The sequence below is a fragment of the Agromyces capsici genome (assembly GCF_058349965.1).
On the sequence record NZ_JBYRET010000002.1, the window covers coordinates 417,038 to 443,463 of the forward strand.

The window sequence follows — 26,426 nt, forward strand, 5'->3', positions numbered from 1 at the left end:
GTCGGTGCCCCAACGTGACCCCGCCGCGACGACCGCGGTGAAGCCCGGTGCCGAGAAGCGCCGTCCCTCGTTCTTCTGGGTGCTCGCCGCCCTGGTCCTCCCGCTGTGGAACCTGTCGGTGAAGTACCGCTTCCACCATGGCGAGCGGATGCCGCAGGCCGGCGCGTTCGTGCTGTCGCCGAACCACTACAGCGAGGTCGACCCGCTCGTGATGGGCGTGGCGACCTGGAAGCTCGGGCGCGCGCCGCGGTTCCTCGCCAAGGCGTCGCTGTTCAAGAACCCGGTGCTCGGCTGGTTCCTCCGCACGTCGGGCCAGATCCCCGTCGAACGCGCGGGCAGCCAGAGCCACGCGGCGATCCGCGCGGCCGAGCAGCTCGTCGAGAAGGGCCGCGTCGTCATCGTCTACCCCGAGGGCTCGCTCACGCGCGACCCCGACCTGTGGCCGATGCGCGGCAAGACGGGCGCGGTGCGCATCGCGCTCGAGCGCGGCATCCCGGTGGTGCCCGCGGCGCACTGGGGCACGCAGGCGATCCTGCCGCGCTACGGCAAGAAGCTCAGCCTGTTCCCCCGCAAGACCGTCGACGTGATCCTCGGCGAGCCGCTCGACCTTTCCGCGTACCGCGACAAGCCGCTCGACTCGGCCAACCTCGCCGCGGCCACGAACGAGCTGATGGACGCGATCGCGGCCCTGCTCGGCGAACTGCGCGGCGAGACGCCCCCCGCCGAGCGGTGGGACCCCGCCAAGCACGGCCAGAAGGAGACGGGGCGCCTCGATGGCTAGGACGCCGGGCCGACGCGCGCCCGGCAAGCGCGTCGCCGTGCTCGGCGCCGGAAGCTGGGGCACGACGTTCGCGAAGATCCTCGCCGACGGCGGCGCCGACGTGGTGCTGTGGGCGCGTCGCCCCGAGCTCGCGCGCGAGATCCAGGAGGCCAAGCGCAACAGCGACTACCTCCCCGGCATCAACCTGCCGATCGGGCTGCGCGCCACGAGCCGGCTCGACCTCGTGCTGGCGGGGGCCGAGCAGGTCTACGTGAGCGTGCCGAGCCAGACCCTCCGCGAGAACCTCATCGCCGCCGAGCCGCACCTGCACGCGCAGGCGACGATCGTCTCGCTCATGAAGGGCGTCGAGAAGTCGACCGGGCACCGCATGAGCGAGGTGATCGCCGAGGTGCTGCCGATCGCCGAATCGCAGATCGCGGTGATCTCCGGCCCGAACCTCGCGCTCGAGATCGCGAAGGAGCAGCCGACGGCGGCCGTGGTGTCCTCGACCAGCTTCGAGACCGCCCACGCCGTGGCCTCCGTGGCCCGCAACACGTACTTCCACTCCTTCGTGAACACGGATGTCATCGGCACCGAGTTCGGCGGCGTGCTCAAGAACCTCATCGCGGTCGCGATCGGCATCGTCGACGGCGCGGGCTACGGCGAGAACACGAAGGCGTCGATCATCACGCGCGGCCTCGTCGAGATGACCGACTTCGCCGTCGCGTTCGGCGCGCACCCCGACACGCTCTCGGGGTTGGCGGGGCTCGGCGACCTCATCGCCACGTGCCAGTCGCCGCTGTCGCGCAACAACACCGCCGGGCGCCTGCTCGGCCAGGGCTACAAGCTGCCCGAGGTCGTCAACCAGATGCAGCAGACCACCGAGGGGCTCGCCTCGGTCGGGCCGATCCTCGAGCTGGCGCGGGCGAAGGGCGTCGAGATGCCCATCGTCGAGCAGGTCCGCCAGGTGCTCGCGGGAACGCTCGCACCGAAGGACATCGCGCCGCACCTCACGACCGACGACGAGCCCCAGGGCGAAAGGACGAAGGATGGACAAGCTCAGGGTGGTTCTGCTGTTCGGAGGGCGCTCAAGCGAGCACTCGATCAGCTGCGCGACGGCGGGCGGGGTGCTCACGGCGATCGACCGTGACCGCTTCGAGCTGATCCCCGTCGGCATCACGCGGGAGGGCGCGTTCGTGCTCGAGGCCGACGACCCGGCGCGCTTCGCGCTCGACCCCGAGCACCTGCCCGAGGTGGTCGACAACGGCACGCGCGTGCGCTGGCCCGAGTCGGCCGCGAGTCGCGAGCTGCGGGTCCTCGCGGCCGACGGCGCGGAGTCCTCGCTCGGCGACGTCGACGTGGTGTTCCCGATCCTGCACGGCCGGTTCGGCGAGGACGGCACCGTGCAGGGCCTGTTCGAGCTGCTCGGCCTGCCGTACGTCGGCAACGGCGTGCTCGCCTCCGCGATCGGCATGGACAAGCACGTCACGAAGACGGTGCTCGAGGGCGCCGGCATCCCCGTGGCGCCGTGGGTCACGCTGACCCGCGCCGCCTGGGACCGCGATCGCGACCTGTGGGAGCGGCGCGTGCGCAGCCTCGGGCTGCCCGCGTTCGTGAAGCCGGCCCGCGGCGGCTCGTCCGTCGGCGTCAGCAAGGTCGCCGACTGGAGCGAGCTCGACGTCGCGCTCGAGACGGCGTTCGCCGAGGACCGCACGGTGCTCGTGGAGGCTGCGGTGTCCGGCCGCGAGATCGAGTGCGGCGTGCTCGAATCGAGCGACGGCGGCCCGGCACGCGTGAGCGTCGCCGGCGAGATCGTGCTCGACGGGCGCGAGTTCTACGACTTCGAGGGCAAGTACCTCGACGGCGCCGGTGTCGAGCTGGTCTGCCCGGCCGACCTCGGCGACGGCGAGACCGCCGAGCTGCAGCGCGTCGCGCAGCGCGCGTTCGAGGCGATCGGCGGCGAGGGCCTGGCCCGCGTCGACGTCTTCTACACGGGCGACGAGTTCGTCGTCAACGAGGTGAACACGCTGCCCGGTTTCACGCCGATCTCGATGTTCCCCACGTGCTGGACGAACTCCGGGCTCAGCTATCCCGAGCTGATCGCCGAGCTGATCGACCTCGGCGTCGCGCGCGGCATCCGGTAGCGGCCCTCGGCGCCGGCCGGTCAGCGGCCGGCGTCAGCCGCCCGGTGGCGGGCATCACCCGGTCGGCGGCACGTCTTCGAGGTCGGTGCAGCCGCCCTCGGCGCGGATCGCGGCGACCGCGGGGGAGAGGTCGGTGATCGCGGTGGTGCCCGCCACGACGTCGTTGTCGACCACGACCTCGACCGCCGGCGTGCGGCCGTAGGTGACGAAGCGGTAGCGGGGCGCGTCGGACTCGTCGATGATCCAGTCGACCTCGTCGACGCTCACGCAGCGCAGCGTCGTCGGGCCGGGCGGCTCGACGCCGCAGCGCAGCAGTACCGACGTGGGCGATCCCCAGGCACCCGTGCCCTGGGCGTTCGTCTCGCGTGCGGCCTGGCCGGCGACCTCGTCGGGCAGCCGAACGACGACCGCGGCGCAGTCGGCGTCGGCGGCGTCGGGGGCGGGGTCGAAGGGTACGGCCTGGCTGCAGGCCGTGAGCGCCGCGAGTGCGGCGAGGGCGACGGATGCCGCGGCGGCGCGCCTTTGCAGGGTGCGCGGGGCGCGACGGGGGCGGGGAGCGGACATCGTGCTCCACGCTACCGTGGGAGCCATGGAGCCCCCTGCACGTCCGCCCTCGCCCACGATCGGCGACCTCGGCGAATCGGCCGTGCTGGACCGGATCCTCCCGCGGCTGCGCTCGGGCGACGCGTCGCTGCTCGGCCCGGGCGACGACGCCGCGGTCGTCGCGGCGCCCGACGGGCGTTTCGTGGTCACGAGCGACATGATGGTGCACGGGCCCGACTTCCGGCTCGCGTGGTCGACGCCGCACGACCTCGGCTGGAAGGCGGCCGCGACGAACCTCACCGACGTCGCCGCGATGGGCGCACGACCGACGGCGCTGGTCGTCTCGATCGCGGCGCCCACCGACCTGCCCGTCGTGGTGCTCGAGGGCATCGCCGACGGCCTGCGCGACGGGCTCGCCGAGCTCGCGCCCGGCGCGGGCGTCGTCGGGGGCGACCTCTCGGCCTCGCACGCGCTGACGATCGCGGTCACCGCGTTCGGCGACCTCGAGGGGCGGGCGCCGGTGCTGCGCTCCGGTGCCCGGCCGGGGGAGGTCATCGCGCACGCGGGCGCCCGCGGCGACGCGGCCCGCGGCCTCGCCCTGCTGTTCGCCGAGGGCCGCGACGAGTCGGGCGAGCCCGATGCCGGCCGGGCCGCCGTCGTGCGCGAGCGGCATCCGGCGCTCGTGTCGGCCCAGCTCGCTCCCATACCGCCCGTTGGTGCCGGCGTCGCCGCCGCGCTCGCGGGCGCGACCGCGATGCTCGACGTCAGCGACGGGCTCGCGCGCGACGCGCGCCGGATGGCGGAGGCCAGCGGAATCGGCATCGACTTCGACCGTGCGGCGCTCGGCGCCGACCCGCTCACCGCGCTCGCGGGGGCGGAGGACCACGGACTGCTCGCCGCCTTCCCGGCGGGCACGACGCCGCCGCACCCGTTCCAGGTCATCGGTACGGCGAACGCCGACGCCGGCCGGCTCACGCTCGACGGCGCGCCCGTCGACACGAGCGGCTGGGACCCCTACGCCGGATGGGACGGCGTCTCGGGCTGAGCGGCGCCGGCCGACGCGGCATCCGTCGCACCATCGACCGCCGACGCCCACCAGAGCGTCGTCTCGCCGTAGTCGCGCCGGCGCTCGGGGGCGATGCCGTCGGGCCAGGTCGGCTCGGGCGAGCGGGAACTCCGCTCGACGACGACGGTCGCGTCATCCGACAACCGCGGCGCGAGCAGTTCGAGGTCGCGGGCCAGTTCGGGTTCGCCGAGGTCGTACGGCGGGTCGATGAACGCGAGGTCGATCCCGGGAGGGGCCGAGTCGAGGTACGACGCGACGCTGCGCGCCTCGACGCGGATGCGCGGCGGCCGGCCCCGCGCCGCCCGGGCGACCGCGGCGGCGTTGCGCCGGCACACGTCGGCCGCGGCCTTGGCACGCTCGACCAGCACGACCTCGCTCGCGCCGCGGCTGGCCGCCTCGAGCCCGAGGGCCCCGGACCCGGCGTACAGGTCGACCACGACGGCGCCCTCGACCGCGTCGCGTGCCTCGAGCGCCGAGAAGATCGCCTCGCGCACGCGATCGCTCGTCGGCCGCGTGCCCGACCGGGGCACGGCCAGCGCGAGCGAGCCGGCGTAGCCGGCGATGATGCGGGTCATGTCTCGGGAGCATAACGGGCGGGTCCCGCACGCTGCCATGATGGAGGGGTGGAAGACACGACCGACGCCCTGCACGCCGATCCGTCCCGCCACCGGGGGCACGAGCAGCAGACCATCGACCGGCTGTGGGACTTCGCCGACCCGGCGGCCAGTGAGGAGCGCTTCCGCGCGGCCGCGGGCGACGAGTCGCACTCGGCGCACGAGCGGGCGGTGATGTCGACGCAGCTCGCGCGCGCGATCGGGATCCAGCATCGGGGCGTCGAGGCGCTCGCCCTGCTCGACGAGCTCGAGGCCGCCGAGCGCGAGGGCGAGACGCCCGAGGAGGCCGCCGAGCTCCGCGCGCGCATCGCCCTCGAGCGCGGCCGCATCGCGGCGGCCGGCGACGACGCCGACGACGCCGTGCCGCTGTTCACGAAGGCCGTCCGCGAGGCGGCGCTCGGCGGGTCGACGTTCCTCGTGCTCGACGCGCTGCACATGCTCGCGCTCAACGACACCGGGCACGAGGAGGAGTGGGCCACTGAGGGCTTCGACATCCTCGACGGCGTCCGCGACCCGCGCCTGAAGCGCTGGGGCGTGGCGATGCACAACAACCTCGGCTGGACCAAGCACGACGCGGGGGACGCGCAGGCCGCGCTGTACCACTTCCAGAAGGCGGTCGACGCCGCCGACCGGTACGGCACCGCGGGGCAGCAGCACGTCGCGCGCTGGTCGGTCGGTCGGGCCCTCCGCAGCCTCGGGCGCACCGACGAGGCGCTCGAGCTGCAGCGCGAGCTCGCCCGCGCCCGGCCCGACGACACCTACGTGCAGGCCGAGATCGAGGCGCTCGAGGCGGCGGCGACGGAGGCGGAGCCTACGATCGAGCCATGACGGCCGATCTCGTCGCCGAGGGGGCGCTCACGCTCGACAGCCGGCTCTCCGGCCCGCTGGCGGGGCGCACCGCACAGGGGCTCCAGCGCGCCTTCGGGTACACGACCGTCGGCGACCTGCTCGCGCACTACCCGCGACGCTACGCGCAGCGCGGCGAGCTCACCGCGCTGGCCGAGCTGCCGCTCGAGGAGAACGTCACGATCGTCGCCGAGGTGCTCGAGGTGCGCGAGCGCACCATGCGGTCGCGGCGGGGCTCCATCCTCGAGGCCAAGATCTCCGACGGCACCGGCATCCTCACCCTGACCTTCTTCAACCAGAAGTGGCGCGCGAACGAGTTGAAGCCGGGCGTGCGCGGCATGTTCGCCGGCAAGGTGTCCGACTACCGGGGGGCCAGGCAGCTCGCGCATCCCGACTACCAGCTCTTCGACGAGGCCGAGCCGGTCACGGGAGCCGATGCCGCCGCCGTGCGCTGGGCGACGGCGCCGATCCCCATCTACCCGGCGACCGGCACGATCTCGAGCTGGGACCTGCAGCGGGCGGTCGCGGTCGTGCTCGACGGGCTCGGTCCCGTCGAGGACCCGCTGCCCGAGCCCGTGCGATCCGCGCGCGGCCTGCTCGCGCACCGCGACGCGCTGGAGCGCGTGCACCGGCCCGAGCGCGACGAGGAGTGGAAGGCCGCGCGCCGCACGCTCCGCTTCACCGAGGCGTTCGTACTGCAGACCGCGCTGCTCGAACGCCGCGCCGCCGCACGCGCGCACGAGGCCGTGCGGCGCGAGCCCGCGCCCGGCGGGCTGCTCGAGCGCTTCGAGGCGGCGCTGCCGTTCGCCCTGACCGACGACCAGCACGCGGTGGGCGACGAGATCCTGCACGACCTCGCGCAGCCGGTGCCCATGAACCGGCTCGTGCAGGGCGAGGTCGGTTCGGGCAAGACCGTGGTGGCGCTGCGCGCCATGCTCGCGGTCGCAGAGTCGGGTGGCCAGGCGGCACTGCTCGCGCCCACCGAGGTGCTCGCGGCGCAGCACCTCCGCTCGATCGCACGGATGCTCGGGCCCGAGCTCGCCGCCGAGATCATGCCGACGCTCGTCACGGGCCAGCTCCCGGCGGCCGACCGGCGCAGGGCCGCGCTGCGCGTCGCGGCAGGGCAGGCGCGCATCGTCGTCGGCACGCACGCCCTGCTCGGCGACACGACCTCGTTCGCCGACCTCGCGCTCGTCGTCGTCGACGAGCAGCACCGCTTCGGCGTCGAGCAGCGCGAGGCGCTGCGGCTCAAGGGCCGCCACCCGCACGTGCTCGTGCTCACCGCGACGCCCATCCCGCGCACGGTCGCCATGACCGTCTTCGGCGACCTCGACGTCTCCACGATCCGGCAGCTTCCGGCCGGCCGGGCCGGCATCGAGACGCACGTCGTCCCGCTCGCCGAGAAGCCCGCGTGGCGCGCACGCGTCTGGGAGCGGATCGCCGAGGAGCTCGCCGAGGGCCGGCAGGGGTTCGTCGTCTGCCCGGCGATCGATGCCAAGGCGGTCGAGGAGGCCGACCCGCCCGAGGGCGAGCCGGCGCCCGACGCCGGCCCCGCGGCATCCGTCGCCTCGGTGCTCGCCGAGCTGCAGGCCAACCCGCACCTCGCGACGGCGCGCATCGCGCCGCTGCACGGCCGGATGGGCGCCGACGAGAAAGACCAGACCATGCGATCGTTCGCCGCGCACGAGCTCGACGTGCTCGTCGCCACGACCGTGATCGAGGTCGGAGTCGACGTGCCCAACGCGAGCACCATGGTCGTGGTCGACGCCGACCGCTTCGGCGTCTCGCAACTGCACCAGTTGCGCGGCCGAGTCGGCCGCGGCAGCGTGCCCGGGCTCTGCCTGCTCGTGACCGCCGCGGAGCCCGGCGGCCTCGCGCGCGAACGCCTCGACGCGGTCGCCGCAACCCTCGACGGCTTCGAGCTCGCTCGCGTCGACCTCGAGCTGCGGCGGGAGGGCGACGTGCTCGGCGCGAGCCAGTCGGGCGGCCGCTCGTCGCTGAAGCTCCTGCGCGCGGCCCGCGACGGCGACCTCATCGCCGACGCCCGCGACGCGGCCGCCGAGGTGCTCGCCGGCGACGAGAAGCTCGCCGCGCACCCGGCGCTCGCGGCCGCCGTGCGCCGCCGCCTCGACGACGAGACGAGCGAGTTCCTGAGCAGGGGCTGAGACTCTCCCGGAGCCGTTCCGGAGGCCCGATCGCGCACTACGCTGGCTCGTATGCAGCGGATCGCCGTCGTTCCCGGATCGTTCGACCCCGTCACGCGGGGGCACCTCGACGTCATCGAGCGTGCGGCGGGCCTCTACGACCAACTGCACGTGGTCGTCGTCCACAACCCCGGCAAGTCCGCCCTGCTGCCCATCGCCCAGCGCGTCGCGCTCATCGAGCAGTCGATCGCCGACGCGCACATCCCCGGCGACATCGTCGTCGCGTCGTGGAGCATGGGGCTGCTCGTCGACTACTGCACCGACGTCGGCGCCTCGGTGCTCGTCAAGGGCATCCGATCGCAGCTCGACGTCGCCTACGAGACGCCCATGGCGATCGTGAACCGCCACCTCGCGGGCGTCGAGACGGTCTTCCTGCTGCCCGACCCGGCCAACGCGCATGTGTCGAGCTCGCTCGTGCGACAGGTCTCCGCGCTCGGCGGCGACGTCAGTCCATACGTGCCGCGTGCCGTCGCGGAGTTCCTCCAGGGGGCGATGCGGCCGTGAGCGAGCCGGCGGCCGTGGCGGATCCCGGCCTCGTCCCCGCGATGGGCATCGAGGAGGTCGGCGATCGCGCCGTCGGCATCGTCCGCAACGTCGAGACCGTCATCAGCGGCAAGCGCGACGCGGTGACCGCCGCCCTCACCGTGCTCCTCGCCGAGGGCCACCTGCTCATCGAGGACGTGCCGGGCGTCGGCAAGACGATGCTCGCGAAGGCCCTCGCACGGTCCGTCGACTGCACCGTCAGCCGCATCCAGTTCACCCCCGACCTCCTGCCCAGCGACGTGACCGGCGTGTCGGTGTTCGACCAGGCCTCGCGCCGGTTCGAGTTCAAGCACGGGCCCGTCTTCGCGAACATCGTCATCGGCGACGAGATCAACCGCGCCAGCCCGAAGACCCAGTCCGCACTGCTGGAGTGCATGGAGGAGCGCCAGGTCACGGCCGACGGCACGACCTACCGCCTCGAGCAGCCCTTCACCGTCGTCGCGACGCAGAACCCCGTCGAGATGGAGGGCACGTACCCGCTGCCCGAGGCCCAGCGCGACCGGTTCATGGCCCGCATCTCGATGGGCTACCCGTCGCCGTCCGACGAGCTCGACATGCTCGCCCAGCGCGAGACCGCGAGCCCGCTCGACTCGCTCGAACCGGTGGTCTCGCTCGCCGAGGTGCGGGCCATGATCGCCGCCGTGCACCGCGTGTTCACCTCGCAGCCCGTCAAGGAGTACGCCGTCGAGCTCGCCCGTGCCACGCGCGACGACCGGCAGCTTCGGCTCGGGGCGAGCCCGCGGGCGACGCTCCAGCTCATCCGCGCCGCGAAGGCGCACGCCGCGATGCACGGCCGCGACTTCGTGCTGCCCGACGACGTCGACGCCATGGCCGTGCCGGTGCTCGCGCACCGCCTCGTGCCCACCAGTCGCGCGGTCGGGGGCCACGACCGCGACGGCGGCCCGCTCATCGACGCGATCGTGCGTCGCGTCGTCGCCGACACCCCGGTCCCGGTCGGCAGCGCCAGGAGGGAGTGAGCCCGATGTCGCGAGTCCGCGCCGCACGCGCCCAGGCGCGTCCTCGCCTCACCGGGCGCGGCATCGCGCTCGTGGCGACCGGCGCGGCACTGTTCGCGATCGCGCTGTGGTTCGACCTCCGCGACATCATGCTGCTCGCCTCCGTCGGCCTGGCGATGCCGCTCGCCGCGCTCGCCTTCCTCGCGCTGCGCGCCCCGCGGCTCGCGGTGACCCGCGTGTTCGAGCCGCCGGTGGTCCGCGCCGGCGAATCGGCGCTCGTGCGGCTGCGCGTCCAGAACCGCAGCCGGCGCGCGTTCGACGGGGCGCACTGGCGCGACCTCGCCCACCCGGCGCTGCACCCGCCCGGCGAGGCCGTCCTGCCCGCCGTGGGGCGCCACGAGGGCGTCCTGCCGACCGGCGACGACACGGTCGGCCTCGAGTACCGCCTCCGGACCCCACGCCGCGGGGTGTTCGAGGTCGGGCCGCTCCGCATCGCCGTCACCGACCCGTTCGGCCTCGCCCGCATCGACCGCGTCGCGGGCACCCCCCGCGAGATCGTGGTCACGCCGCGCGTGACGCCGCTCGAGTCGGCGGTCGGCGTCGTGGCCAGCGTCGACGGCGACGTGCACGCGCTGCAACGGCGCACGCACCCGAACAGCGACGAGCTCATCGCCCGGGAGTACCGCTACGGCGACCCGCTGCGCCGGGTGCATTGGGGGGCCACGGCGCGCCGCGGCGAGCTCATGGTCCGCGACGAGGAGCAGCGCGGCGACCCGGAGGTGCGGCTGCTGCTCGACACGGCGCTCGGCGGGCGGGCGCGCCATCCGTCGGCCGACGACCACGACCACGCCGCGACGCTCGACCCGGCGTTCGAGCTCGGCGTCGAGGTCGCCGCCTCGCTCGGCGTGCACCTGCTCTCGCAGGGGTTCCGAGTGCGACTCGACCCGATCGAGGACCCGGACGCGCCGATCGGTCCGATCGCCGCGGAACCGGGCGGCTACCGTGCCGCGGGCGGCGACGCGGTGCTGCTCGAGGACCTCGCGCGGCTCGAGCCGCCGCGTCGCGAGGGCCGTCACGAGCCGGGCCGGCGCACCGGGGCGACCGCCGCCCGCCCGGCCGCGGTTCGCCGCGACGCCCGCATGCCCGCGATGGCCGTGCTCGTCGAACCCTCCGACGCCGCCGTCGAGTCGCTCGTGGCGCTCCGCCCGGGCGTCGAACCGGCGATCGCGTTCGCGGCCGGCCACACCCGTTCGGCCGCACTCGAGCGGCTGGAAGAGGCGGACTGGCGCGTCGTGCGCGTGCACCGCCCGGCCGAGCTGCCGGCCGCCTGGTCGGAGGCGTGGCGGTCCGCACGCGAGGCGGCGCGCTCGGGAGGCCGCGGTGCGCCCTGAGCGGATCCCTCTCTCCGCGCCCGAGAGCCTCGCGCTCTCGGGGGCCACGCTCCTGCTCCTGCTCGTCGCGCTGACCGCGCTCGGTCCCCTCATCGCGGGCAGCGGATGGTGGTGGGCCGCCGCCATCGTCGCGCTCGCGGTGATCGGGGCCGGTGCCGGGATGCGCGTGCTGCGCACGCCGCCGTCGCTCGTTCCGCCGCTCGAGGTCGCCGCGCTCGTCGTCGCCCTCACGCTGCTCTTCGGCGGCGCCACGAGCATCGCCCTGGTCATCCCCACGCCCGCGACGTTCGACGAGTTCGGCGCGCTCGCCGAGGGGGCGCGCCGGACCATCGAGCAGCAGTCGGTCCCCGCGATCCCCGTCCCCGCGCTCGTCTTCGCGATCTGCGTCGGGGTCGGCATCGTGGCGGTGCTGCTCGACCTCATCGTGCAGACGGTGCGGCTCCCCGCGCTCGCCGCAGTGCCCGTGCTCGTGCCCGTGCTCGTGCCCGGGCTCTTCGTCGAGGCGGGTGCGGAGGTCGGCGCGCTCGTTCTCACCGCCGCGGCCTACCTGCTGCTGCTGCGCGTCGACGTGCGCGTCCGGCGCAGCGCCGAGCTCCTCCAGGACGACGAGCGGGACGACGGGCCGGTGGTGATCGCGCCGAAGCGGGCGCCGATCGTGTCCACGATGGGCGCGTCGCTGGGCCTCGCCGCGGTCGGGCTGCTCGCCGCCTCGGTCGTGACCGCCGCCACGCCGAGCGTGTCCACGAGCTTCCTCCTCGGATCCGGGGGCCCGGGCACCCTCTTCGCACGCGGCGTCAGCCCGTACCTCGAGCTCGGCCGCGACCTGCGCCGGCCGAACCCGGTGCCCGCGTTCACCTACGTCTCGCCCGACGGCGAACGGCCCTACTTCACGCTGCTCTCGGTCGAACGGCTCGAGGGGCAGGTCTGGGCGGCCACCGACCGGGCCGTCGACGGCGATCACACGCTCGACACGCTGCCGCGTCCCGACGGCCTCGACGAGGACGTCCTCGCCCAGCCCCGGCAGATCACGGTCGACACGGAGGAGATGCGCACCGCCTGGCTCCCGCTGCCCTACCCGACCTCCGAGGTCGAGGGCGTGCGCGGCTCCTGGTTCTGGGACGCCGGCTCGCTGAACGTCCGGAGCGTCGACGCGACCACGCTGGAGCAGCGGTACCGCCTCACGCACCTCGACGTGCAGCCCACGGTGCAGCAGCTGCGGACCGCGCGCGAACCCGACGCGGGCGCCGTCGCCGAGAGCACCCTCCAGCTGCCCGACGACCTGCCGCCGATCATCGCGGAGACGGCGGCCCAGATCACCGCGTCGGCCGCCACGCGGTACGACGCGGCCGTCGCGATCCAGGCGTACCTCCGCGGCTCGACGTTCGAGTACTCGGAGCGCGCACCGGTCGACGGCGGCTACGACGGCGGCGGCTTCGACGTCATCGCGCAGTTCCTCGAGGTCCGCTCGGGCTACTGCGTGCACTTCGCCTCCACGATGGCCGTGCTCGCGCGCGAGATCGGCATCCCGGCGCGCATCTCGGTGGGCTACACCTCGGGCACCCCGACCGATGAGCGCGTCGACGGCGAGGTCGTGCTCGAGGTCGACTCGCACGACCTGCACGCGTGGCCCGAGCTGTACTTCGAGGGCGTCGGGTGGGTGCCGTTCGAGCCGACCCCCGGCCGGGGCACCGTGCCCGGGTACTCCCGACCCGGCGCGGGCCAGGAGTCGCCCGGCGTGATCCCGTCGGCGCCGTCCGGCTCGCCGGGCTCCACCGGCCGCCCCGACGGCGACCCCGATCGCGCGCTCGGCGGTGCGGCCGGCGGGAGCGTCCTGGCCGGCGACTGGCTGCGCGGCGGCGGGATCGTCGCCGTCGTGATCCTGCTCGTGCTCTCGCCCGCGCTCGTCCGCGCCGGGCTTCGCCTCGGCCGTCGCCGGCGGATCGGGTCCGGGCCGAGCCCGGCGGATGCCGCGTGGCGAGAGCTCGCGGCCTCGGCGGTCGATCTCGGGGTGACCGTCGACGAGCGCCGCACGGCCCGGGCCCTCGCCGACGAGTTGCTGGCCAGGCCCGCGTTCGGCACGAGCGATCCACCGGACGCCGCGAATGCGCTGCGACGCCTCCGCGACGCGGTCGAGCGCGAGCGGTACGCCCGCTCGGCCGGCGCCGACGAGGCCTCGCGAGCGGCGGTCGCGCGCGACCTCGCGGCGGTCACGGCCGCGCTCCGCGCCGACGCGAGCGCCTCGCGCCGCGCCGAGGCGGTGCTGCTGCCTCGGTCGCTGCGGGCGGCCGGACGCGGCATGCTCGGCCGGGCAGGCCCGCGCGACGCGTAGAATCGTCGATCGTGGCTGTCCAGCATTCCCCCTTCCGCCTCATCGTGCGCGACCTCGTGAACCGTCCCGGCGAGATGCGCGAGCATCGCCTCGACGTCCCCGCGCCCGAGCAGTTCGGTGAGGGGCTCGTCGCCGTGCGCGAGGGTTCCGAGCTCGAGATCGACGTACGCCTGGAGTCGGTGCACGAGGGCATCCTGGTGTCCGCCGAGGTCGACGCGGTCGCCGAGGGGGAGTGCGGACGATGCCTGATCGACATCGCGCTGCCGGTCCAAGTCGAGTTCCAGGAGCTTTTCGCGTATCATTCCGGAGAAGCTTTCGAGTATGAGGTTCAAGACGACCACGTGGATCTTGAATCGCTCATCAGAGATGCGGTAGTGCTGGCACTGCCCTTCCAGCCGGTGTGCCGGCCGGACTGCCCGGGTCTCGACCCCGAGACCGGGCTGCGTCTGGCCGAACATCCCGAACTCGTCACCCCCGAGCAGTCCGACCCGCGTTGGGCCGCGCTCACGGGGTTCACGGCTTCCGAAGACGAGGGCACGGTGCCGACCGCATCCGATGCCGACCAGAAGAGAGATTGAGAGAGAGTCATGGCTGTTCCCAAGCGGAAGAAGTCACGCGCCAACACCCACGCGCGCCGTTCGCAGTGGAAGGCCGAGGTGCCCACGCTCGTCAAGACCGTCGAGAACGGCAAGGTCACCTACAGCCTCCCGCACCGCGCGCGCGTCGTCGAGGACTCGGCGGGCACCCCGCTGTTCCTCGAGTACAAGGGCCGCAAGGTCGCCGACGTCTAGTCGGCCCGAGACTCCCGAACGACCGGTCGTGAGGCGCGCTGAGCGTACGGACACCGGGGCACACGAGCTCGCCGAACTGCAGCGCACGCTGCAGGTCGAGCTCGACCCCGAACTCCTGCTCCTCGCACTCACGCACCGGTCGTTCGCGTACGAGAACGGCGGCATCCCGACCAACGAGCGGCTCGAGTTCCTCGGCGACTCGATCCTCGGCCAGGCCGTCACCGTGCGGCTGTTCACCGAGCACCCCGAACTCGACGAGGGCGAGCTGGCGAAGCGCCGGGCGAGCCTCGTCTCGTCGGTGGCGCTCGCCGAGGTGGCGCGCACGATCGGGCTCGGACCGTACATCCGCCTGGGCCGTGGCGAGACGCTGACCGGCGGCGCCGACAAGCCCTCGATCCTCGCCGACACCGTCGAGGCCATCATCGGCGCGGTGTACCTCGACCGCGGCGGCGACGTCGCAACCGACCTCGTGCTGCGCCTCATCTCCCCGCTCATGGAGGACCCCGGGCGCTTCGGCGCGGCCATGGACCCGAAGACGAGCCTGCAGGAGATCGCGGCCAGGCGCGGTACGACGGCGCCCGCGTACGTCGTGACCGAGAGCGGTCCCGACCACAACAAGCACTTCGTGGCCACGGTGACCGTCGGCGACCTCGTGTCGGCGTCGGGCGAGGGCTCGAGCAAGAAGCAGGCCGAGATGGCCGCGGCCCTCGAGGCGTGGACCGTCCTGAACGCGCGCTGACGTGCCCGAGCTCCCCGAGGTCGAAGTGGTCCGGGCCGGACTCGCGCCGGCGGTCACGGGTGCCCGCATCGCCGGGGTCGAGGTGCTCGACACGCGATCGCTGAAACGGCACGACGCGGCATCCGGCGACTTCGAACGGCTGCTCACCGGACGGCGCATCGAGGCGGCCGTGCGGCGCGGCAAGTTCCTCTGGCTGCCGCTCCAGGGCGGCGACGCGCTCGTCGGCCACCTGGGCATGAGCGGCCAGCTGCTGCTGCGCACGCCCGATCATCCGGGCGGCGACCGGCACGCCCGGATCCGGCTGCACCTCGAACATCCCGAGCACGGCGAGCTCCGGGTCGACTTCGTCGACCAGCGCATCTTCGGGTCGATGGCCGTCGATCGGATGGTGCCGACCGACGACGGCGAGGTCGCCGGCTTCTCCGACGGCGTGACCGGCCCGTGGGCGCGATCGGTCCCGTCGCAGGTGTCGCACATCGCCCGCGACCCCCTCGACCCCGCGTTCCGCGACGACCGATTCGTCGACGCGGTGGCGCGACGCTCCTCGGGCGTCAAGCGGATCCTCCTCGACCAGTCGCTCGTCTCCGGCGTCGGCAACATCTACGCCGACGAGGCGCTCTGGGCGGTCCGCCTGCACGGCGAGCAACCGGGCGCGACGCTGAGTCGTCGCCGCATCCGCGAGCTGCTGCAGGCGGTGCGCGACGTGCTGCACAAGGCCCTCGCCGAGGGCGGCACGAGCTTCGACGCGCAGTACGTGAACGTCAACGGCGCGTCCGGCTACTTCGCGCACTCGCTGAACGCCTACGGGCAGGCGGGGAAGCCGTGCCCGCGCTGCGGCACGCCGATCGTGCGCGAGGCGTTCATGAACCGCTCGTCCCACCGCTGCCCGAGGTGCCAGCGTCTCCGGACGCCGCGCGCGACCCGTCCGGCGACGACCCGTCCGGCGACGGCCGCTGCCACGTCGACTCCAGCGCGAACGGACGGAACCCCAGCGACACGTTGATCGCCAGCATGTGCGCGTTCTCGTCGGCGTTCCAGGTGTAGACGCGGTCGCGCGACGGGTCCGTGTCGGCGAGCGCGACCAGGTTCGCGAGCTTCAATCGCATGCCGAGCCGGTGGCCGCGGTGCGGGGCGAGCACGATGGTGTCCCACTGCTCGACGGCGGGGGAGTCGGGCAGGAGCGAGAGCTCCGTGAAGCCGACGACCTCGCCGTCGGGGGTGACCGCTGCGACGTTCAGGTGGATCCTGCCGGCGGCGAGCGAGCGTTGCTCGGCCTCGCGGACGCGGGCGGCATCCCATGGCTCGTGCTCGAAGGCGATCGCGCCGGCGGGCGGGTCCACCGACATCCGCTCGTGCGCGTACGCGAGCGAGTCGACGAGCTCGTCGGGGGCGCGGCCCTGCCAGGCCACGAGGCGGTAGTCGTCGGATGCCGCGTCGAGCGCGGCCGCGAGGCGGTCGCGGAACTCGTCGCCCCGGCCCGCGACATCCATCGCGCTCGCCCGGTAGAGCTGGCCGAGTTCGTAGCCGTGCGCGCGGGCGAATCGCGAGGGCGCCGCATCGGCCGGGATGCTCGCGTCGCCCTGCGGCGCGTGGAGCCGGGGCGCGTCGGGGTCGTCCCGCTCGAGCAGGTGCTCGGCCGACAGCACGGTCGTGGGTCGGCCCGCCGACCGGGCGGCCTGCTCGGCCGCGCTGAGCAGCCCCGAGCCGATACCCTCCCGCCGTCGGTCCGGATCGACGCCCAGCATGGGGACGTACGCCGTCGTGGCGTCGTCGTCGAGTTCCCAGTGCACGAGCGCGTATCCCACGATCCGGCCCATTTCGAACGCGCCGATCGCGGTGTGCGCCGTGTACTCGACGCCGCGGAGCTCGTGCAGCAGTTCGCGCGGCCGCGGGCTCAGGTCGGGCGTGCCGATCGTCTCGACATCGAGCCGCCTGATGAGGCCGGCGTACGCGCGGAGCTCGTCGCCGTCGGGTGCGTCGGCGCGGTCGGGTAGGTGGATGGGCCGGATGTCGATGCTCACGTGTCCCCCCGTCGCGTCGTCGCAGCCCGCCAGCCTACGGTCTCGCCCGCCGCGCGGCAACGCCCGATCCGCGCCCGGGCGGCGAGCGCGACCGGCCGCACCCGGATCGTCGGTTACCGTAGTCCGCAGCGCTCGGCAGTCGGAAGGGTGGTCGTGTACCTCAAGAGCCTCACCCTCAAGGGCTTCAAGTCCTTCGCGCAGCCGACCACCTTCGCCTTCGAGCCGGGGGTCACCTGCATCGTCGGCCCCAACGGCTCCGGCAAGTCGAACGTCGTCGACGGCCTCGCCTGGGTGATGGGGGAGCAGGGCGCGAAGACCCTCCGCGGCGGCAAGATGGAGGATGTCATCTTCGCCGGCACCTCGACGCGCGGGCCGCTCGGTCGCGCCGAGGTGAGCCTGACGATCGACAACTCGGACGGCGCGCTGCCGATCGAGTACACCGAGGTCACGATCTCGCGGACCCTGTTCCGCAACGGCGGCAGCGAGTACGCGATCAACGGCGAGCAGTGCCGGCTGCTCGACGTGCAGGAGCTGCTCAGCGACTCGGGACTCGGCCGCGAGATGCACGTCATCGTCGGGCAGGGGCAGCTCGACCAGGTACTGCACGCGAGTCCGGAGGACCGGCGCGGCTTCATCGAGGAGGCCGCGGGCATCCTCAAGCACCGTCGCCGCAAGGAGAAGACGCTGCGCAAGCTCGACGCGATGCAGGCGAACCTCACGCGACTGACCGACCTCGCGGCCGAGCTGCGCCGCCAGCTGAAGCCCCTCGGCCGCCAGGCCGAGGTCGCCCGCGAGGCGGCCGGCATCGCCTCGGTGGTGCGCGACGCGAAGGCCCGCCTCGTGGCCGACGAGGTCGTCGAGCTGCGCCGCGGGCTCGAGGCCGCCGGGCGCACCGAGCACGAGCGGCACGCCGAGCGGCTCGTGCTGCAGCAGGAGCTGGAGCGCCACCAGGCCCACATCGCCCGGCTCGAGCAGGCGTCGGGCGGCGACGAGGTCGACCGCGCCCGCGCCGTGAGCTTCGCGCTCGAGCAGTCCGAGGCGCGTCTGCGCTCGCTCGACTCGCTCGCGCGCCAGCGCATCGCGCTGCTGTCCGCGGCCGACGAGGGCACGGATTCCGTGCCGACCGTGACCCGCGCCGACATCGACGCGACGCGGGCGGAGCTCGACGGCATCCGCGGCGGCGTCGGCGACGCGGCATCCGCCCTGGAGCAGGCGACCTCGTCGACCCGGGAGGCCCGCATCGCGCTCGACTCGGTCGACGAGGAGATCGCCGCGCAGGCGGCCCGGGTGAGCGCGTACGACCTGCGCGCCTCGCAGCTCTCCGGCCGTGCCGACACGGCCGCGTCGAAGCTCGCCGCCGTGCGCGGCGAGGTGCTCCGCCACCGGAACGCGCTGGACGCCGCGCACCTGCGCCGCGAGGCCGCCGCCGCGGATCTGGCGCGGGTCGAGGCCGAGACCGACGCCGACCCGACGGCCGAGACCGACCTCGACGAGGCGTACGAGCTCGCCCAGGCGGCCGTGTTCGAGGCCGAGGGCGAGATCGAGCGGCTCCGCGAGGCGCTGCACGACCGTGAGCGCGAGCGCGACGCGCTCGGCGCGCGCGTCGGCGCGCTGTCGCTCGCGCTCGACCAGAAGGACGGCTCGGCGGCGCTCGTCGCGTCGGGCACCTCCGGCGTGCGAGGCCTCCTCGCCGAGCACCTGCGCATCGAGCCCGGCTACGAGGCGGCCGTCGCCGCGGCGCTCGGCTCGCTCGCCGAGTCGGTGCTCGTCGACGACCGCGACGCCGCGCTCCGCGCCGTCGCGGCAGCGACCGACGGCGACCTCGGCCGGGTCGCGCTCACGATCGCCGACCCGCGCGCCGAGGCGCCGGCCCCCCTCGTCGTGCCCGGGCTCGTCGCCGCGGCCGATGTCGTCGACGCGCCGTCCGGCGTGCTTGCCCTCCTCGGCGAGGTGCTCGTCGCCGACGACCTCGACGCCGTGCGCGCCGCCGAGCCGCACCTCGCCGTGCTCGACCGGCCCGCGACCGTCATCACTCGCGACGGCACCGTCGTCGGCCGCTACGTCGTCCGCGGCGGATCGGGTCGCACCCAGAGCCGCATCGAGCTGATCGCCGAGCGCGACCGCGCCGATCTCCGGCTCGAGGAGGTTCGCGCCGACATCGAGCGGGCCCGATTCGACCTCGACGAGCAGCGCGGCATCGCCGAGCACGCCAAGGAGCAGTCCAAGCTCGCGCTCGCCGCGCTCCGCGAGTTCGACGCGAAGCTCGCCCAGCGCACCGAGGCGCTGAACCGCGCACGCGTGCAGGCCGAGGCCGCCGCGGCCGAGACCGAGCGGCTCGCCGAGGCGCTGCGCACGGCCGAGGAACGCATCGCCGAGGCCGAGGCCGCCGCGGCGACCGCGAAGTCCGAGCTCGAGGCGGCGCGTGCCGAGCCGCGCCCCGTGCTCGAGGCCGAGCGGCGCGACGGCGCCCTCGCCGCGCTCGAGGGCGCGCGCGAGGACGAGGTCGAGGCGCGACTCCGGCTCGAGACCGCCCGCGAGCGCGTTCGCGCCGAGGAGGCGCGCATCGCCGCCATGGAGCGCCAGTACGAGGCCGAGCGGCGTGCCGCCGAGGAGGCCGCGCGCCGCGCGGTCGTCCGTCGCGCCCAGCTCGCGTCCGCCACGCGCGTCGCCGATGCCCTGCCGCCCGTGCTCGCCTCGGTCGGCGCGTCCGTCGCCGAGGCGCGCGTCGCGCTCGCCGCCGCGGAGGCCGAACGGTCCAGCCGCAACGAGGAAGTGCAGGCCGCCCGGCGCGCCGAGGCATCCGTTCGCGAACGCCTGCACTCGGTCACCGAGGACGTGCACGGCCTCGAGCTGCGCATCTACGAGAAGAAGCTGCACGTCGCCTCGCTCATCGAGCGGGCCGAGAGCGAGCTCGGCCTCGGCGAGGAGGTGCTCGTCGCCGAGTACGGCCCCGACCAGCCGATCCCCGTCGACGGCGACCCCGACACCGAGCCGCGGCCGTTCGACCGGGCCGAGCAGCAGAAGCGCCTTCAGGCCGCCGAGCGCAAGCTCGCCCAGCTCGGCCGGGTCAACCCGCTCGCGCTCGAGGAGTTCGCCGCGCTCGAGCAGCGCCACCAGTTCCTCACCGAGCAGCTCACCGACCTCGCGAACACCCGAAAGGACCTGCTCACGATCATCGAGGAGATCGACGGCCGCATGGAGTCGATCTTCCGTTCGGCGTTCGAGGACACCCGGGCCGCGTTCGCCGAGGTGTTCCCGATCCTGTTCCCGGGTGGTGAGGGTCGCATCGCGCTCACGAATCCCGATGACCTGCTCACGACCGGCATCGAGGTGAGCGTCAAGCCCGCGGGGAAGAAGATCGAGCGGCTCTCGCTGCTCTCGGGCGGCGAGCGCTCGCTCGCGGCCGTCGCGCTGCTGCTGGCCATCTTCAAGGCCCGGCCGAGCCCGTTCTACATCATGGACGAGGTCGAGGCCGCGCTCGACGACGCGAACCTGGGGCGCCTGCTCACGACGTTCGAGGACCTGCGCGAGTCGAGCCAGCTCATCGTCATCACCCACCAGAAGCGCACGATGGAGATCGCCGACGCGCTGTACGGCGTGTCGATGCGCCAGGACGGCGTGTCGGCGGTCGTCGGCCAGCGCGTGCGCGACGAGGTCGAGGCGAAGGCCAGTTGACGGATGCCGCGGCCGCCCGCCGTCAGGTGAGCCGGCGGTCGCCCGGCGCCAGGATCCGGAACCAGCGGTAGCCGTACGCGTCGAGCTCGACGTCGACGCGTCCGCGCTCGTCGATGTCGTCGGCGCCGACCGCGAACAGGTCCGAGAGCAGCGAACCCTCCGACAGGTCGCCGAGCTCGAGCGTCACGCGCACGGGCCGCGGCGCGAAGTTGTGCAGCGCGACGAACCGCAGGTCGTCCTCCGTGATCCGGTGCGCGAGCACGGCCGGCTCGCCGACGTCGAGCAGCTCGAACCGTCCCCAGCCGATCTCGGGCGAGCTGCGATAGCGCCGGATGAAGCCCTCGACGGTCCGCAGCAGCGACTCGGGGTCGTGCATCTGCGCCTCGACGTTGACGTGCTCGGGCGCGTATCCGTCGGCCGGCGGTGCGGCGACGAGCCGGCCCGGGGTCGTGCGCGAGAACCCGCCGTTCCTCCCGCCCGTCCACTGCATGGGGCTGCGCACGGCCTGGCGCTTCTCGAGCTCGCCGTTCTCGCCCATGCCGATCTCCTCGCCGTAGAAGAGCACGGGCGTGCCGGGCAGCGAGAACAGCAGGCTGTACACCATCCGCACCCGCCGCGGGTCGCCCTCGAGCATCGTCGGCAGCCGGCGCACGATGCCCCGGCCGTAGACGCGCATCCAGTCCTCGGGCGCGAACGCGTCGAAGACCTCCTCGCGCTCGGCCTCGCTCAGCTTGTCGAGGGTGAGCTCGTCGTGGTTTCGCACGAAGTTCGCCCACTGCTTCTCGGGTTCGAGCTGCGGGCGGCGCGCGAGCGTGTCGCGCAGCGACGTGGCATCCTGGCGGGCCAGTGAGAGGTAGAGCCGCTGCATCGCCTCGAAGTCGAACTGCAGGGTCAGCTCGGCCGGGTCGCCCTCGCGACCGAAGTACTCGAGCTGCTGCTCGTACGGCAGGTTGACCTCGCCGAGCAGGATCGCCTCGCTCGCGCGCCGCTGCAGGTAGCGCCGCAGGTCGCGCATGAGCTCGTGCGGGTCGCCGACGTCCTCACCGGCCGGCGGCTCGATCAGGAACGGCACGGCGTCGACCCGGAATCCCGAGATCCCGAGTTCGAGCCAGAAGCCGATGGTCTTCGCGATCTCGTCGCGCACGTCGGGGTTGGCGATGTTGAGGTCGGGCTGGTGCCGGTAGAACGAGTGGAGGTAGTACTGGCCGGTCGGCTCGTGCCACTCCCAGACGCCCTCCTCCTCGCCCGGGAAGACGCTGGCGGGCGGGTTCGGGGGCACCTCATCGCGCCATACGTAGAAGTCGCGGTACGGCGAGTTCCGGCTGCGCTTGGCGGACTGGAACCACGGATGGCGCTCCGACGTGTGGTTCATGACCAGGTCCATGATCACGCGGATGCCGCGATCGCGCGCCGCACGGACGAACGCGACGACGTCGCCGAGCGCGCCGAGCCGCGGGTCGACGCCGACGAAGTCGACGATGTCGTACCCGTCGTCGAGGTCGGGCGAGGGCTGGAACGGCATGAGCCAGATGCAGGTGACGCCGAGCTCGTCGAGGTGGTCGAGGCGCTGGGCGAGTCCCTCGAAGTCGCCGCAGCCGTCGTCGTTCCAGTCCATGAACGTCTCGACGTCGAGGCAGTAGACGACGGCGGCCTTCCACCAGAGGTCGCCGCGATCGGTCGCGCGCATCCGCTCAGCCTCCGATCCGGGGGCCGGCCTTCGACAGCTCCGGCAGCACGTGCTCGCCGAACGCGTCAATGAAGCCGCGCTGCTCCTGGCCGACGTGGTGCAGGTAGATGCGGTCCACGCCGGTGTCGGCGAGCTCGAGGAGCGCGTCGAGGTGCCGGCGCGTGTCGGCGGACGCGAGCAGGCTCTGCGCGACCTGTTCGGGCGTGGCGTCCGCGGTGCGCCGGTCGAAGTCCTCGGGCTGCTCGAGCTCCCACGCCTCGTGCGCGGGCACGAGGCTCTGGCGCCACTGGTCGTGCGCGATCGCGACGGCCTGGTCGTCGGTGGGCGCCCAGCTGAGGTGCACCTGCACGCAGATCGGCCCGCGGCCGCCCGCCTCGCGGTAGGCCTGCATGAAGTCGCGCAGGGCGGCGCGATCCTGGTCGACGGTGATCACGCCGTCGGCCCAGGCCGCGGCCTCGACCGCCGTCTCGGGAGAGACGGCGGCGGCGAGCAGTGCGGGCGGCGTCTCGGGCCGCGTCCAGAGGCGCGCCTCGTGCACGCTGACGGTCCCGTCGACGTCCACCTCCTCGCCCGCGAGCAGCCGCCGGATCACGTCGACCGTCTCGGCGAGCCGCCGGTCGCGGGTGTCCTTGTCGGGCCACGGGTCGCCGGTGATGTGCTCGTTCATGGCCTCGCCGCTGCCGATCGCCGCCCAGAATCGGCCCGGGAACATCTCGCCGAGCGTCGCGATCTTCTGCGCCGCGACCGCGGGGTGGTATCGCTGCCCGGGCGCGGTCACCACGCCGAGCGTGAACGAGGTCGCCTGCAGCGCCGCGCCGAGCCAGCTCCAGGCGTAGCCCGAGTGGCCCTGGCGCACGCTCCACGGCGCCCAGTGATCGCTGCACATCGCGGCCTCGAATCCGGCCTGCTCGGCGTGCACGACCGCGTCGAGGAGGGCGCTGGGGGGCAACTGCTCGTGCGACGCATGGAATCCGACGAGGGGCATGGGGTCTCCTTCCGTCCTGGCCGATGCTCGCGCACGCCCGCTGCGGCGGCAAGGCCTTGCGAGGGCGGCCGAGCCCGGGTACCGCGGGCGCGAGGCGGCCGCGCCATCCGCTCGGCCCTAGGCTGGATGGCATGGCAGAACGCGCATCGTGGTCGCTCGGCGCGGCCCTCCGCAACGTGTTCGGGGCGAAGACGATCGACGAGGACACCTGGGACGACCTCGAGTCGGCCCTGATCCGCGCCGACTTCGGCCCGGCCGTGACCGAGGAGGTCGTCGACCGCATCAAGGCGCAGGTCGAGCGGTACAAGACGACCGACCCCCGCGACGTGCAGCGGATGCTCCGCGAGCTCGTCGAGGAGCGGCTGTCGAAGTACGACCCGACGCTCAAGCTCACCGAGCGCCCCGCCGTCGTGCTGGTCGTCGGGGTCAACGGCGTCGGCAAGACCACCACGATCGGCAAGTTCGCCAGATTCCTGCGCACCTACGGCCGCAGCGTCGTGGTCGGCGCCGCCGACACGTTCCGCGCGGCCGCCGTCGACCAGCTCGCCACGTGGGCCGAACGCGCCGGCGCCGAGGTGGTGCGCCCCGAGCGCGAGGGCCAGGACCCGGCATCCGTCGCCTTCCAGACCATCGAGTACGCCAAGCGCACGGGCACCGAGATCGTGATCATCGACACCGCCGGCCGCCTGCACACCAAGGGCGGGCTCATGGACGAGCTCGGCAAGATCAAGCGCGTCGTCGAGAAGCAGGCGCCGATCAGCGAGGTGCTGCTGGTGCTCGACGCGACCACCGGGCAGAACGGGCTCGCGCAGGCCGAGGCGTTCATCCAGCACGGCGGAGTGACCGGCCTGGTGCTCACCAAGCTCGACGGGTCCGCGAAGGGCGGGTTCGTGATCGCCGTGCAGGAGAAGACCGGGCTGCCGATCAAGCTCATCGGCCAGGGCGAGGGCATCAACGACCTCACGGGCTTCACGCCGCACGTGTTCGCGCAGAAGCTCGTCGGCTGAGAGGGGAGCGCGCCATGTCGATGGAGCACGATTACTTCGGGCTCGTGGGCGACTACTGGTCCGAGCGGTTCCAGTACGCCGACCAGGACGTCGAGGTCGTGCTCGACGCCGACGCCGACCTCGTCTCGACCGCGGCGCTCGACGCGGCCGCGACCCTGATCGGCGAGCTCGAGCTCGTCGACGACGAGCTGCGGAACCTGTTCGTCGGGCAGCTCGACTCGTCGGCCTCGCCCGTCGTGCGGTACCTGCGCGCCGTGCTCGACGGCGAGGGCGACGAGGCGGATGCCGCGGCCGACGCGATCACGCGCGACTCCGGCGACCGCGACATCGACGCCCTGCGCTCGCTCTCGCTCGTGCGGGTCGACCTCCGCCCGGACGCCGACCGCGAGGGCGAGACGTTCGCGGAGTTCGAGTACGGCCTCGCACCCGAGGACGTCGACGCGCGCCTCGTCGCGATCATCGACATCGGCCGCGAGATCGTCGACGTCCGCCACGACGCCTAGACTTGACGGCACTATGGCTACGTTCGGCACCCTCTCTGACCGTCTGACCGAGACGTTCAAGAACCTCCGCACCAAGGGCAAGCTCTCCGCTGCCGACGTCGACGGCACCGTCCGCGAGATCCGGCGCGCGCTGCTCGACGCCGACGTCTCGCTCGACGTCGTCAAGTCGTTCACCGCGACGGTGCGCGAGCGCGCGCTCGGCGACGAGGTGAACCGCGCGCTGAACCCGGCCCAGCAGGTCGTGCAGATCGTCAACGAGGAGCTCGTCGGCATCCTCGGCGGGCAGCAGCGCCGCCTGCAGTTCGCGAAGACCCCGCCCACGGTCATCATGCTCGCGGGCCTCCAGGGCGCCGGCAAGACCACGCTCGCGGGCAAGCTCGCGAAGTGGCTCAAGAAGGACGGCCACACGCCGCTGCTCGTCGCGGCCGACCTGCAGCGCCCGAACGCCGTCACCCAGCTCCAGGTCGTCGGCGAGCAGGCCGGCGTGCAGGTGTTCGCCCCCGAGCCCGGCACCGGCGTGGGCGACCCGGTCAAGGTCGCGAAGGACGCCGTCGCGTACGCCGGGCGGGCCCAGCACGACGTCGTCATCATCGACACCGCCGGCCGCCTCGGCGTCGACGCCGAGATGATGAAGCAGGCCGCCGACATCCGCAAGGCGACGAACCCCGACGAGGTGCTCTTCGTCATCGACGCGATGATCGGCCAGGACGCCGTGACGACGGCGAAGGCGTTCCAGGACGGCGTCGACTTCACGGGCGTCGTGCTCTCCAAGCTCGACGGCGACGCCCGCGGCGGCGCCGCGCTGTCCGTGGCCTCCGTCACCGGTCGCCCCATCATCTTCGCCTCCACCGGCGAGACGCTCGACGACTTCGAGCCGTTCCACCCCGACCGCATGGCGAGCCGCATCCTCGACCTCGGCGACATCCTCACGCTCATCGAGCAGGCCCAGCAGGCCTTCGACGAAGAGGAGGCGCTGAAGGTCGCCGAGAAGCTCGCGACCGAGCAGTTCACGCTCGAGGACTTCCTCGCCCAGATGCAGCAGCTCCGCGGCGCGGGCTCGATCAAGAAGATGCTCGGCATGCTGCCGGGCGCGGGCGGCATGAAGCAGCAGCTCGAGAACTTCGACGAGCGCGAGATCGTTCGCACCGAGGCGATCATCCAGTCGATGACGGTCGCCGAGCGGCGCAACCCCAAGCTGCTGAACGGCTCCCGTCGCCTGCGCATCGCGAAGGGCTCCGGCATGACCGTCACCGACGTCAACCAGCTCGTGCAGCGTTTCGAGCAGGCCGCCAAGATGATGAAGACCGTCGCCCGCGGCGGCGTGCCCCAGGTGCCGGGCATGGGTCCGATCCCGGGCGCCGGCGGCTACGGCGGCGGCAAGCGCCAGGCGGCGAAGGCCAAGAAGAAGTCGTCTGGCTCGCGCTCCGGCAACCCGGCCAAGCGCGCGGCCGAGAACGCCGCGATCGCCTCGGGCGTCGCCCCTGCCGCGTCGGGTTCGGCGGCGGGCTCGGGCTTCGGCCTCGGCGCCGGCGGCGCGAAGGGCGCCCCGAGCGAGGAGGACCTCGCCGCCCTGCAGAAGTTCCTCGGCCGCTGAGAACGCCGCACGGCGTCGGTGCCGTCGA

The 26,426-nt window shown here is 73.6% G+C and carries 22 protein-coding genes and 1 pseudogene; 18 read left to right on the plus strand and 5 right to left on the minus strand.

Going from position 1 to position 26,426, the window contains the following annotated elements; genetic code table 11:
- Positions 1-4: 4 nt before the first annotated feature.
- From AC3RKB_RS15715 to AC3RKB_RS15725, 3 genes are read left to right on the plus strand one after another with little or no spacing between them, the layout of a single operon-like run.
- On the plus strand, positions 5-781 hold the full coding sequence (locus tag AC3RKB_RS15715; RefSeq protein WP_491437191.1) for a lysophospholipid acyltransferase family protein: 777 nt from the start codon (positions 5-7) through the stop codon (positions 779-781).
- Positions 774-1,910: an NAD(P)H-dependent glycerol-3-phosphate dehydrogenase gene (locus tag AC3RKB_RS15720; RefSeq protein WP_491437192.1), complete on the plus strand. Its 1,137-nt coding sequence runs from the start codon at positions 774-776 to the stop codon at positions 1,908-1,910. The genes AC3RKB_RS15715 and AC3RKB_RS15720 overlap by 8 nt, the downstream gene beginning before the upstream one ends.
- Positions 1,810-2,904 (plus strand): D-alanine--D-alanine ligase family protein, encoded by a 1,095-nt coding sequence (locus AC3RKB_RS15725; RefSeq protein WP_491437193.1) that lies wholly within the window; start codon positions 1,810-1,812, stop codon positions 2,902-2,904. The genes AC3RKB_RS15720 and AC3RKB_RS15725 overlap by 101 nt, the downstream gene beginning before the upstream one ends.
- A 54-nt stretch (positions 2,905-2,958) precedes the next feature.
- Here AC3RKB_RS15725 and AC3RKB_RS15730 read toward each other — a convergent pair whose 3' ends face one another.
- Entirely contained in the window at positions 2,959-3,468 is a 510-nt protein-coding gene (locus AC3RKB_RS15730) for a DUF3515 family protein (protein ID WP_491437194.1), read from the minus strand.
- A 25-nt stretch (positions 3,469-3,493) separates the two neighbouring features.
- Between AC3RKB_RS15730 and thiL the strand changes: the two genes are divergently transcribed.
- Positions 3,494-4,492: a thiamine-phosphate kinase gene (gene thiL, locus AC3RKB_RS15735; RefSeq protein ID WP_491437195.1), complete on the plus strand. Its 999-nt coding sequence runs from the start codon at positions 3,494-3,496 to the stop codon at positions 4,490-4,492.
- On the opposite strand, the gene AC3RKB_RS15740 is transcribed toward thiL, so the two are convergent.
- Complete coding sequence (locus AC3RKB_RS15740) at positions 4,462-5,088, minus strand: RsmD family RNA methyltransferase (protein WP_491437196.1); 627 nt, start codon at positions 5,086-5,088, stop codon at positions 4,462-4,464. The genes thiL and AC3RKB_RS15740 overlap by 31 nt on opposite strands.
- 48 nt (positions 5,089-5,136) lie before the next feature.
- Between AC3RKB_RS15740 and AC3RKB_RS15745 the strand changes: the two genes are divergently transcribed.
- The 10 genes from AC3RKB_RS15745 (at position 5,137) to mutM (ending at position 15,929) form a co-directional block, all read left to right on the plus strand.
- Positions 5,137-5,955, plus strand: a complete 819-nt coding sequence (locus AC3RKB_RS15745; protein ID WP_491437197.1) for a hypothetical protein — start codon at positions 5,137-5,139, stop codon at positions 5,953-5,955.
- Complete coding sequence (locus tag AC3RKB_RS15750) at positions 5,952-8,138, plus strand: ATP-dependent DNA helicase RecG (protein WP_491437198.1); 2,187 nt, start codon at positions 5,952-5,954, stop codon at positions 8,136-8,138. Before AC3RKB_RS15745 ends, AC3RKB_RS15750 begins: the two co-directional genes overlap by 4 nt.
- A 51-nt stretch (positions 8,139-8,189) precedes the next feature.
- On the plus strand, positions 8,190-8,681 hold the full coding sequence (gene coaD / locus AC3RKB_RS15755) for a pantetheine-phosphate adenylyltransferase (protein WP_491437199.1): 492 nt from the start codon (positions 8,190-8,192) through the stop codon (positions 8,679-8,681).
- Positions 8,682-8,722: 41 nt separating this feature from the next.
- Positions 8,723-9,697 (plus strand): AAA family ATPase, encoded by a 975-nt coding sequence (locus AC3RKB_RS15760; RefSeq protein WP_491437862.1) that lies wholly within the window; start codon positions 8,723-8,725, stop codon positions 9,695-9,697.
- A gap of 5 nt (positions 9,698-9,702) precedes the next feature.
- Positions 9,703-11,067 carry a DUF58 domain-containing protein gene (locus AC3RKB_RS15765; protein WP_491437200.1) on the plus strand — a complete coding sequence of 455 codons (1,365 nt, stop codon included), beginning with the start codon at positions 9,703-9,705 and terminating at the stop codon, positions 11,065-11,067.
- Positions 11,057-13,396: a transglutaminase TgpA family protein gene (locus tag AC3RKB_RS15770; protein ID WP_491437201.1), complete on the plus strand. Its 2,340-nt coding sequence runs from the start codon at positions 11,057-11,059 to the stop codon at positions 13,394-13,396. The genes AC3RKB_RS15765 and AC3RKB_RS15770 overlap by 11 nt, the downstream gene beginning before the upstream one ends.
- A gap of 74 nt (positions 13,397-13,470) precedes the next feature.
- On the plus strand, positions 13,471-13,974 hold the full coding sequence (locus tag AC3RKB_RS15775) for a YceD family protein (protein ID WP_491437863.1): 504 nt from the start codon (positions 13,471-13,473) through the stop codon (positions 13,972-13,974).
- A gap of 9 nt (positions 13,975-13,983) precedes the next feature.
- A complete protein-coding gene (gene rpmF, locus AC3RKB_RS15780; RefSeq protein WP_067950558.1) occupies positions 13,984-14,187 on the plus strand; it encodes a 50S ribosomal protein L32 in 204 nt (67 codons plus the stop codon).
- 28 nt (positions 14,188-14,215) lie between these two features.
- The gene (gene rnc / locus AC3RKB_RS15785) at positions 14,216-14,926 is read left to right on the plus strand and encodes a ribonuclease III (protein ID WP_491437202.1); all 711 of its coding nucleotides are present in this window, start codon (positions 14,216-14,218) and stop codon (positions 14,924-14,926) included.
- Between the two features lies 1 nt (position 14,927).
- Entirely contained in the window at positions 14,928-15,929 is a 1,002-nt protein-coding gene (gene mutM, locus AC3RKB_RS15790; protein ID WP_491437203.1) for a bifunctional DNA-formamidopyrimidine glycosylase/DNA-(apurinic or apyrimidinic site) lyase, read from the plus strand.
- Positions 15,930-16,593: 664 nt separating this feature from the next.
- Here the strand turns inward: mutM and AC3RKB_RS15795 are convergent.
- Positions 16,594-16,947, minus strand: a pseudogene (locus AC3RKB_RS15795) (GNAT family N-acetyltransferase); the annotation flags it as partial.
- A gap of 153 nt (positions 16,948-17,100) precedes the next feature.
- Here AC3RKB_RS15795 and smc point away from each other — a divergent pair.
- Positions 17,101-20,622: a chromosome segregation protein SMC gene (gene smc / locus AC3RKB_RS15800; protein WP_491437204.1), complete on the plus strand. Its 3,522-nt coding sequence runs from the start codon at positions 17,101-17,103 to the stop codon at positions 20,620-20,622.
- Positions 20,623-20,644: 22 nt separating this feature from the next.
- Here the strand turns inward: smc and AC3RKB_RS15805 are convergent, their stop codons facing one another.
- Both AC3RKB_RS15805 and AC3RKB_RS15810 read right to left on the minus strand, forming a co-directional pair.
- Complete coding sequence (locus tag AC3RKB_RS15805) at positions 20,645-22,309, minus strand: alpha-amylase family protein (protein WP_491437205.1); 1,665 nt, start codon at positions 22,307-22,309, stop codon at positions 20,645-20,647.
- A gap of 4 nt (positions 22,310-22,313) precedes the next feature.
- A complete protein-coding gene (locus AC3RKB_RS15810) occupies positions 22,314-23,294 on the minus strand; it encodes a TIGR03885 family FMN-dependent LLM class oxidoreductase (protein ID WP_491437206.1) in 981 nt (326 codons plus the stop codon).
- Positions 23,295-23,425: 131 nt separating this feature from the next.
- Between AC3RKB_RS15810 and ftsY the strand changes: the two genes are divergently transcribed.
- Genes ftsY through ffh form a run of 3 tightly spaced genes read left to right on the plus strand, consistent with a single transcriptional unit; the run spans position 23,426 to position 26,398 of the window.
- Entirely contained in the window at positions 23,426-24,301 is an 876-nt protein-coding gene (gene ftsY / locus AC3RKB_RS15815; protein ID WP_491437207.1) for a signal recognition particle-docking protein FtsY, read from the plus strand.
- 14 nt (positions 24,302-24,315) lie between these two features.
- Complete coding sequence (locus AC3RKB_RS15820) at positions 24,316-24,804, plus strand: DUF2004 domain-containing protein (protein ID WP_491437208.1); 489 nt, start codon at positions 24,316-24,318, stop codon at positions 24,802-24,804.
- Between the two features lie 13 nt (positions 24,805-24,817).
- Complete coding sequence (gene ffh / locus AC3RKB_RS15825; RefSeq protein ID WP_491437209.1) at positions 24,818-26,398, plus strand: signal recognition particle protein; 1,581 nt, start codon at positions 24,818-24,820, stop codon at positions 26,396-26,398.
- Positions 26,399-26,426: the final 28 nt, after the last annotated feature.

Excerpts from the sequence above, each read along its gene's own strand:
- AC3RKB_RS15720 (WP_491437192.1), top strand. The coding sequence starts at position 774 with ATGGCTAGGACGCCGGGCCGACGCGCGCCCGGCAAGCGCGTCGCCGTG.
- AC3RKB_RS15725 (WP_491437193.1), top strand. The coding sequence starts at position 1,810 with ATGGACAAGCTCAGGGTGGTTCTGCTGTTCGGAGGGCGCTCAAGCGAG.
- AC3RKB_RS15730 (WP_491437194.1), bottom strand. The coding sequence starts at position 3,468 with ATGTCCGCTCCCCGCCCCCGTCGCGCCCCGCGCACCCTGCAAAGGCGC.
- thiL (WP_491437195.1), top strand. The coding sequence starts at position 3,494 with ATGGAGCCCCCTGCACGTCCGCCCTCGCCCACGATCGGCGACCTCGGC.
- AC3RKB_RS15740 (WP_491437196.1), bottom strand. The coding sequence starts at position 5,088 with ATGACCCGCATCATCGCCGGCTACGCCGGCTCGCTCGCGCTGGCCGTG.
- AC3RKB_RS15750 (WP_491437198.1), top strand. The coding sequence starts at position 5,952 with ATGACGGCCGATCTCGTCGCCGAGGGGGCGCTCACGCTCGACAGCCGG.
- coaD (WP_491437199.1), top strand. The coding sequence starts at position 8,190 with ATGCAGCGGATCGCCGTCGTTCCCGGATCGTTCGACCCCGTCACGCGG.
- AC3RKB_RS15760 (WP_491437862.1), top strand. The coding sequence starts at position 8,723 with ATGGGCATCGAGGAGGTCGGCGATCGCGCCGTCGGCATCGTCCGCAAC.
- AC3RKB_RS15765 (WP_491437200.1), top strand. The coding sequence starts at position 9,703 with ATGTCGCGAGTCCGCGCCGCACGCGCCCAGGCGCGTCCTCGCCTCACC.
- AC3RKB_RS15775 (WP_491437863.1), top strand. The coding sequence starts at position 13,471 with ATGCGCGAGCATCGCCTCGACGTCCCCGCGCCCGAGCAGTTCGGTGAG.
- rpmF (WP_067950558.1), top strand. The coding sequence starts at position 13,984 with ATGGCTGTTCCCAAGCGGAAGAAGTCACGCGCCAACACCCACGCGCGC.
- AC3RKB_RS15805 (WP_491437205.1), bottom strand. The coding sequence starts at position 22,309 with ATGCGCGCGACCGATCGCGGCGACCTCTGGTGGAAGGCCGCCGTCGTC.
- AC3RKB_RS15810 (WP_491437206.1), bottom strand. The coding sequence starts at position 23,294 with ATGCCCCTCGTCGGATTCCATGCGTCGCACGAGCAGTTGCCCCCCAGC.
- ftsY (WP_491437207.1), top strand. The coding sequence starts at position 23,426 with ATGGCAGAACGCGCATCGTGGTCGCTCGGCGCGGCCCTCCGCAACGTG.
- AC3RKB_RS15820 (WP_491437208.1), top strand. The coding sequence starts at position 24,316 with ATGTCGATGGAGCACGATTACTTCGGGCTCGTGGGCGACTACTGGTCC.
- ffh (WP_491437209.1), top strand. The coding sequence starts at position 24,818 with ATGGCTACGTTCGGCACCCTCTCTGACCGTCTGACCGAGACGTTCAAG.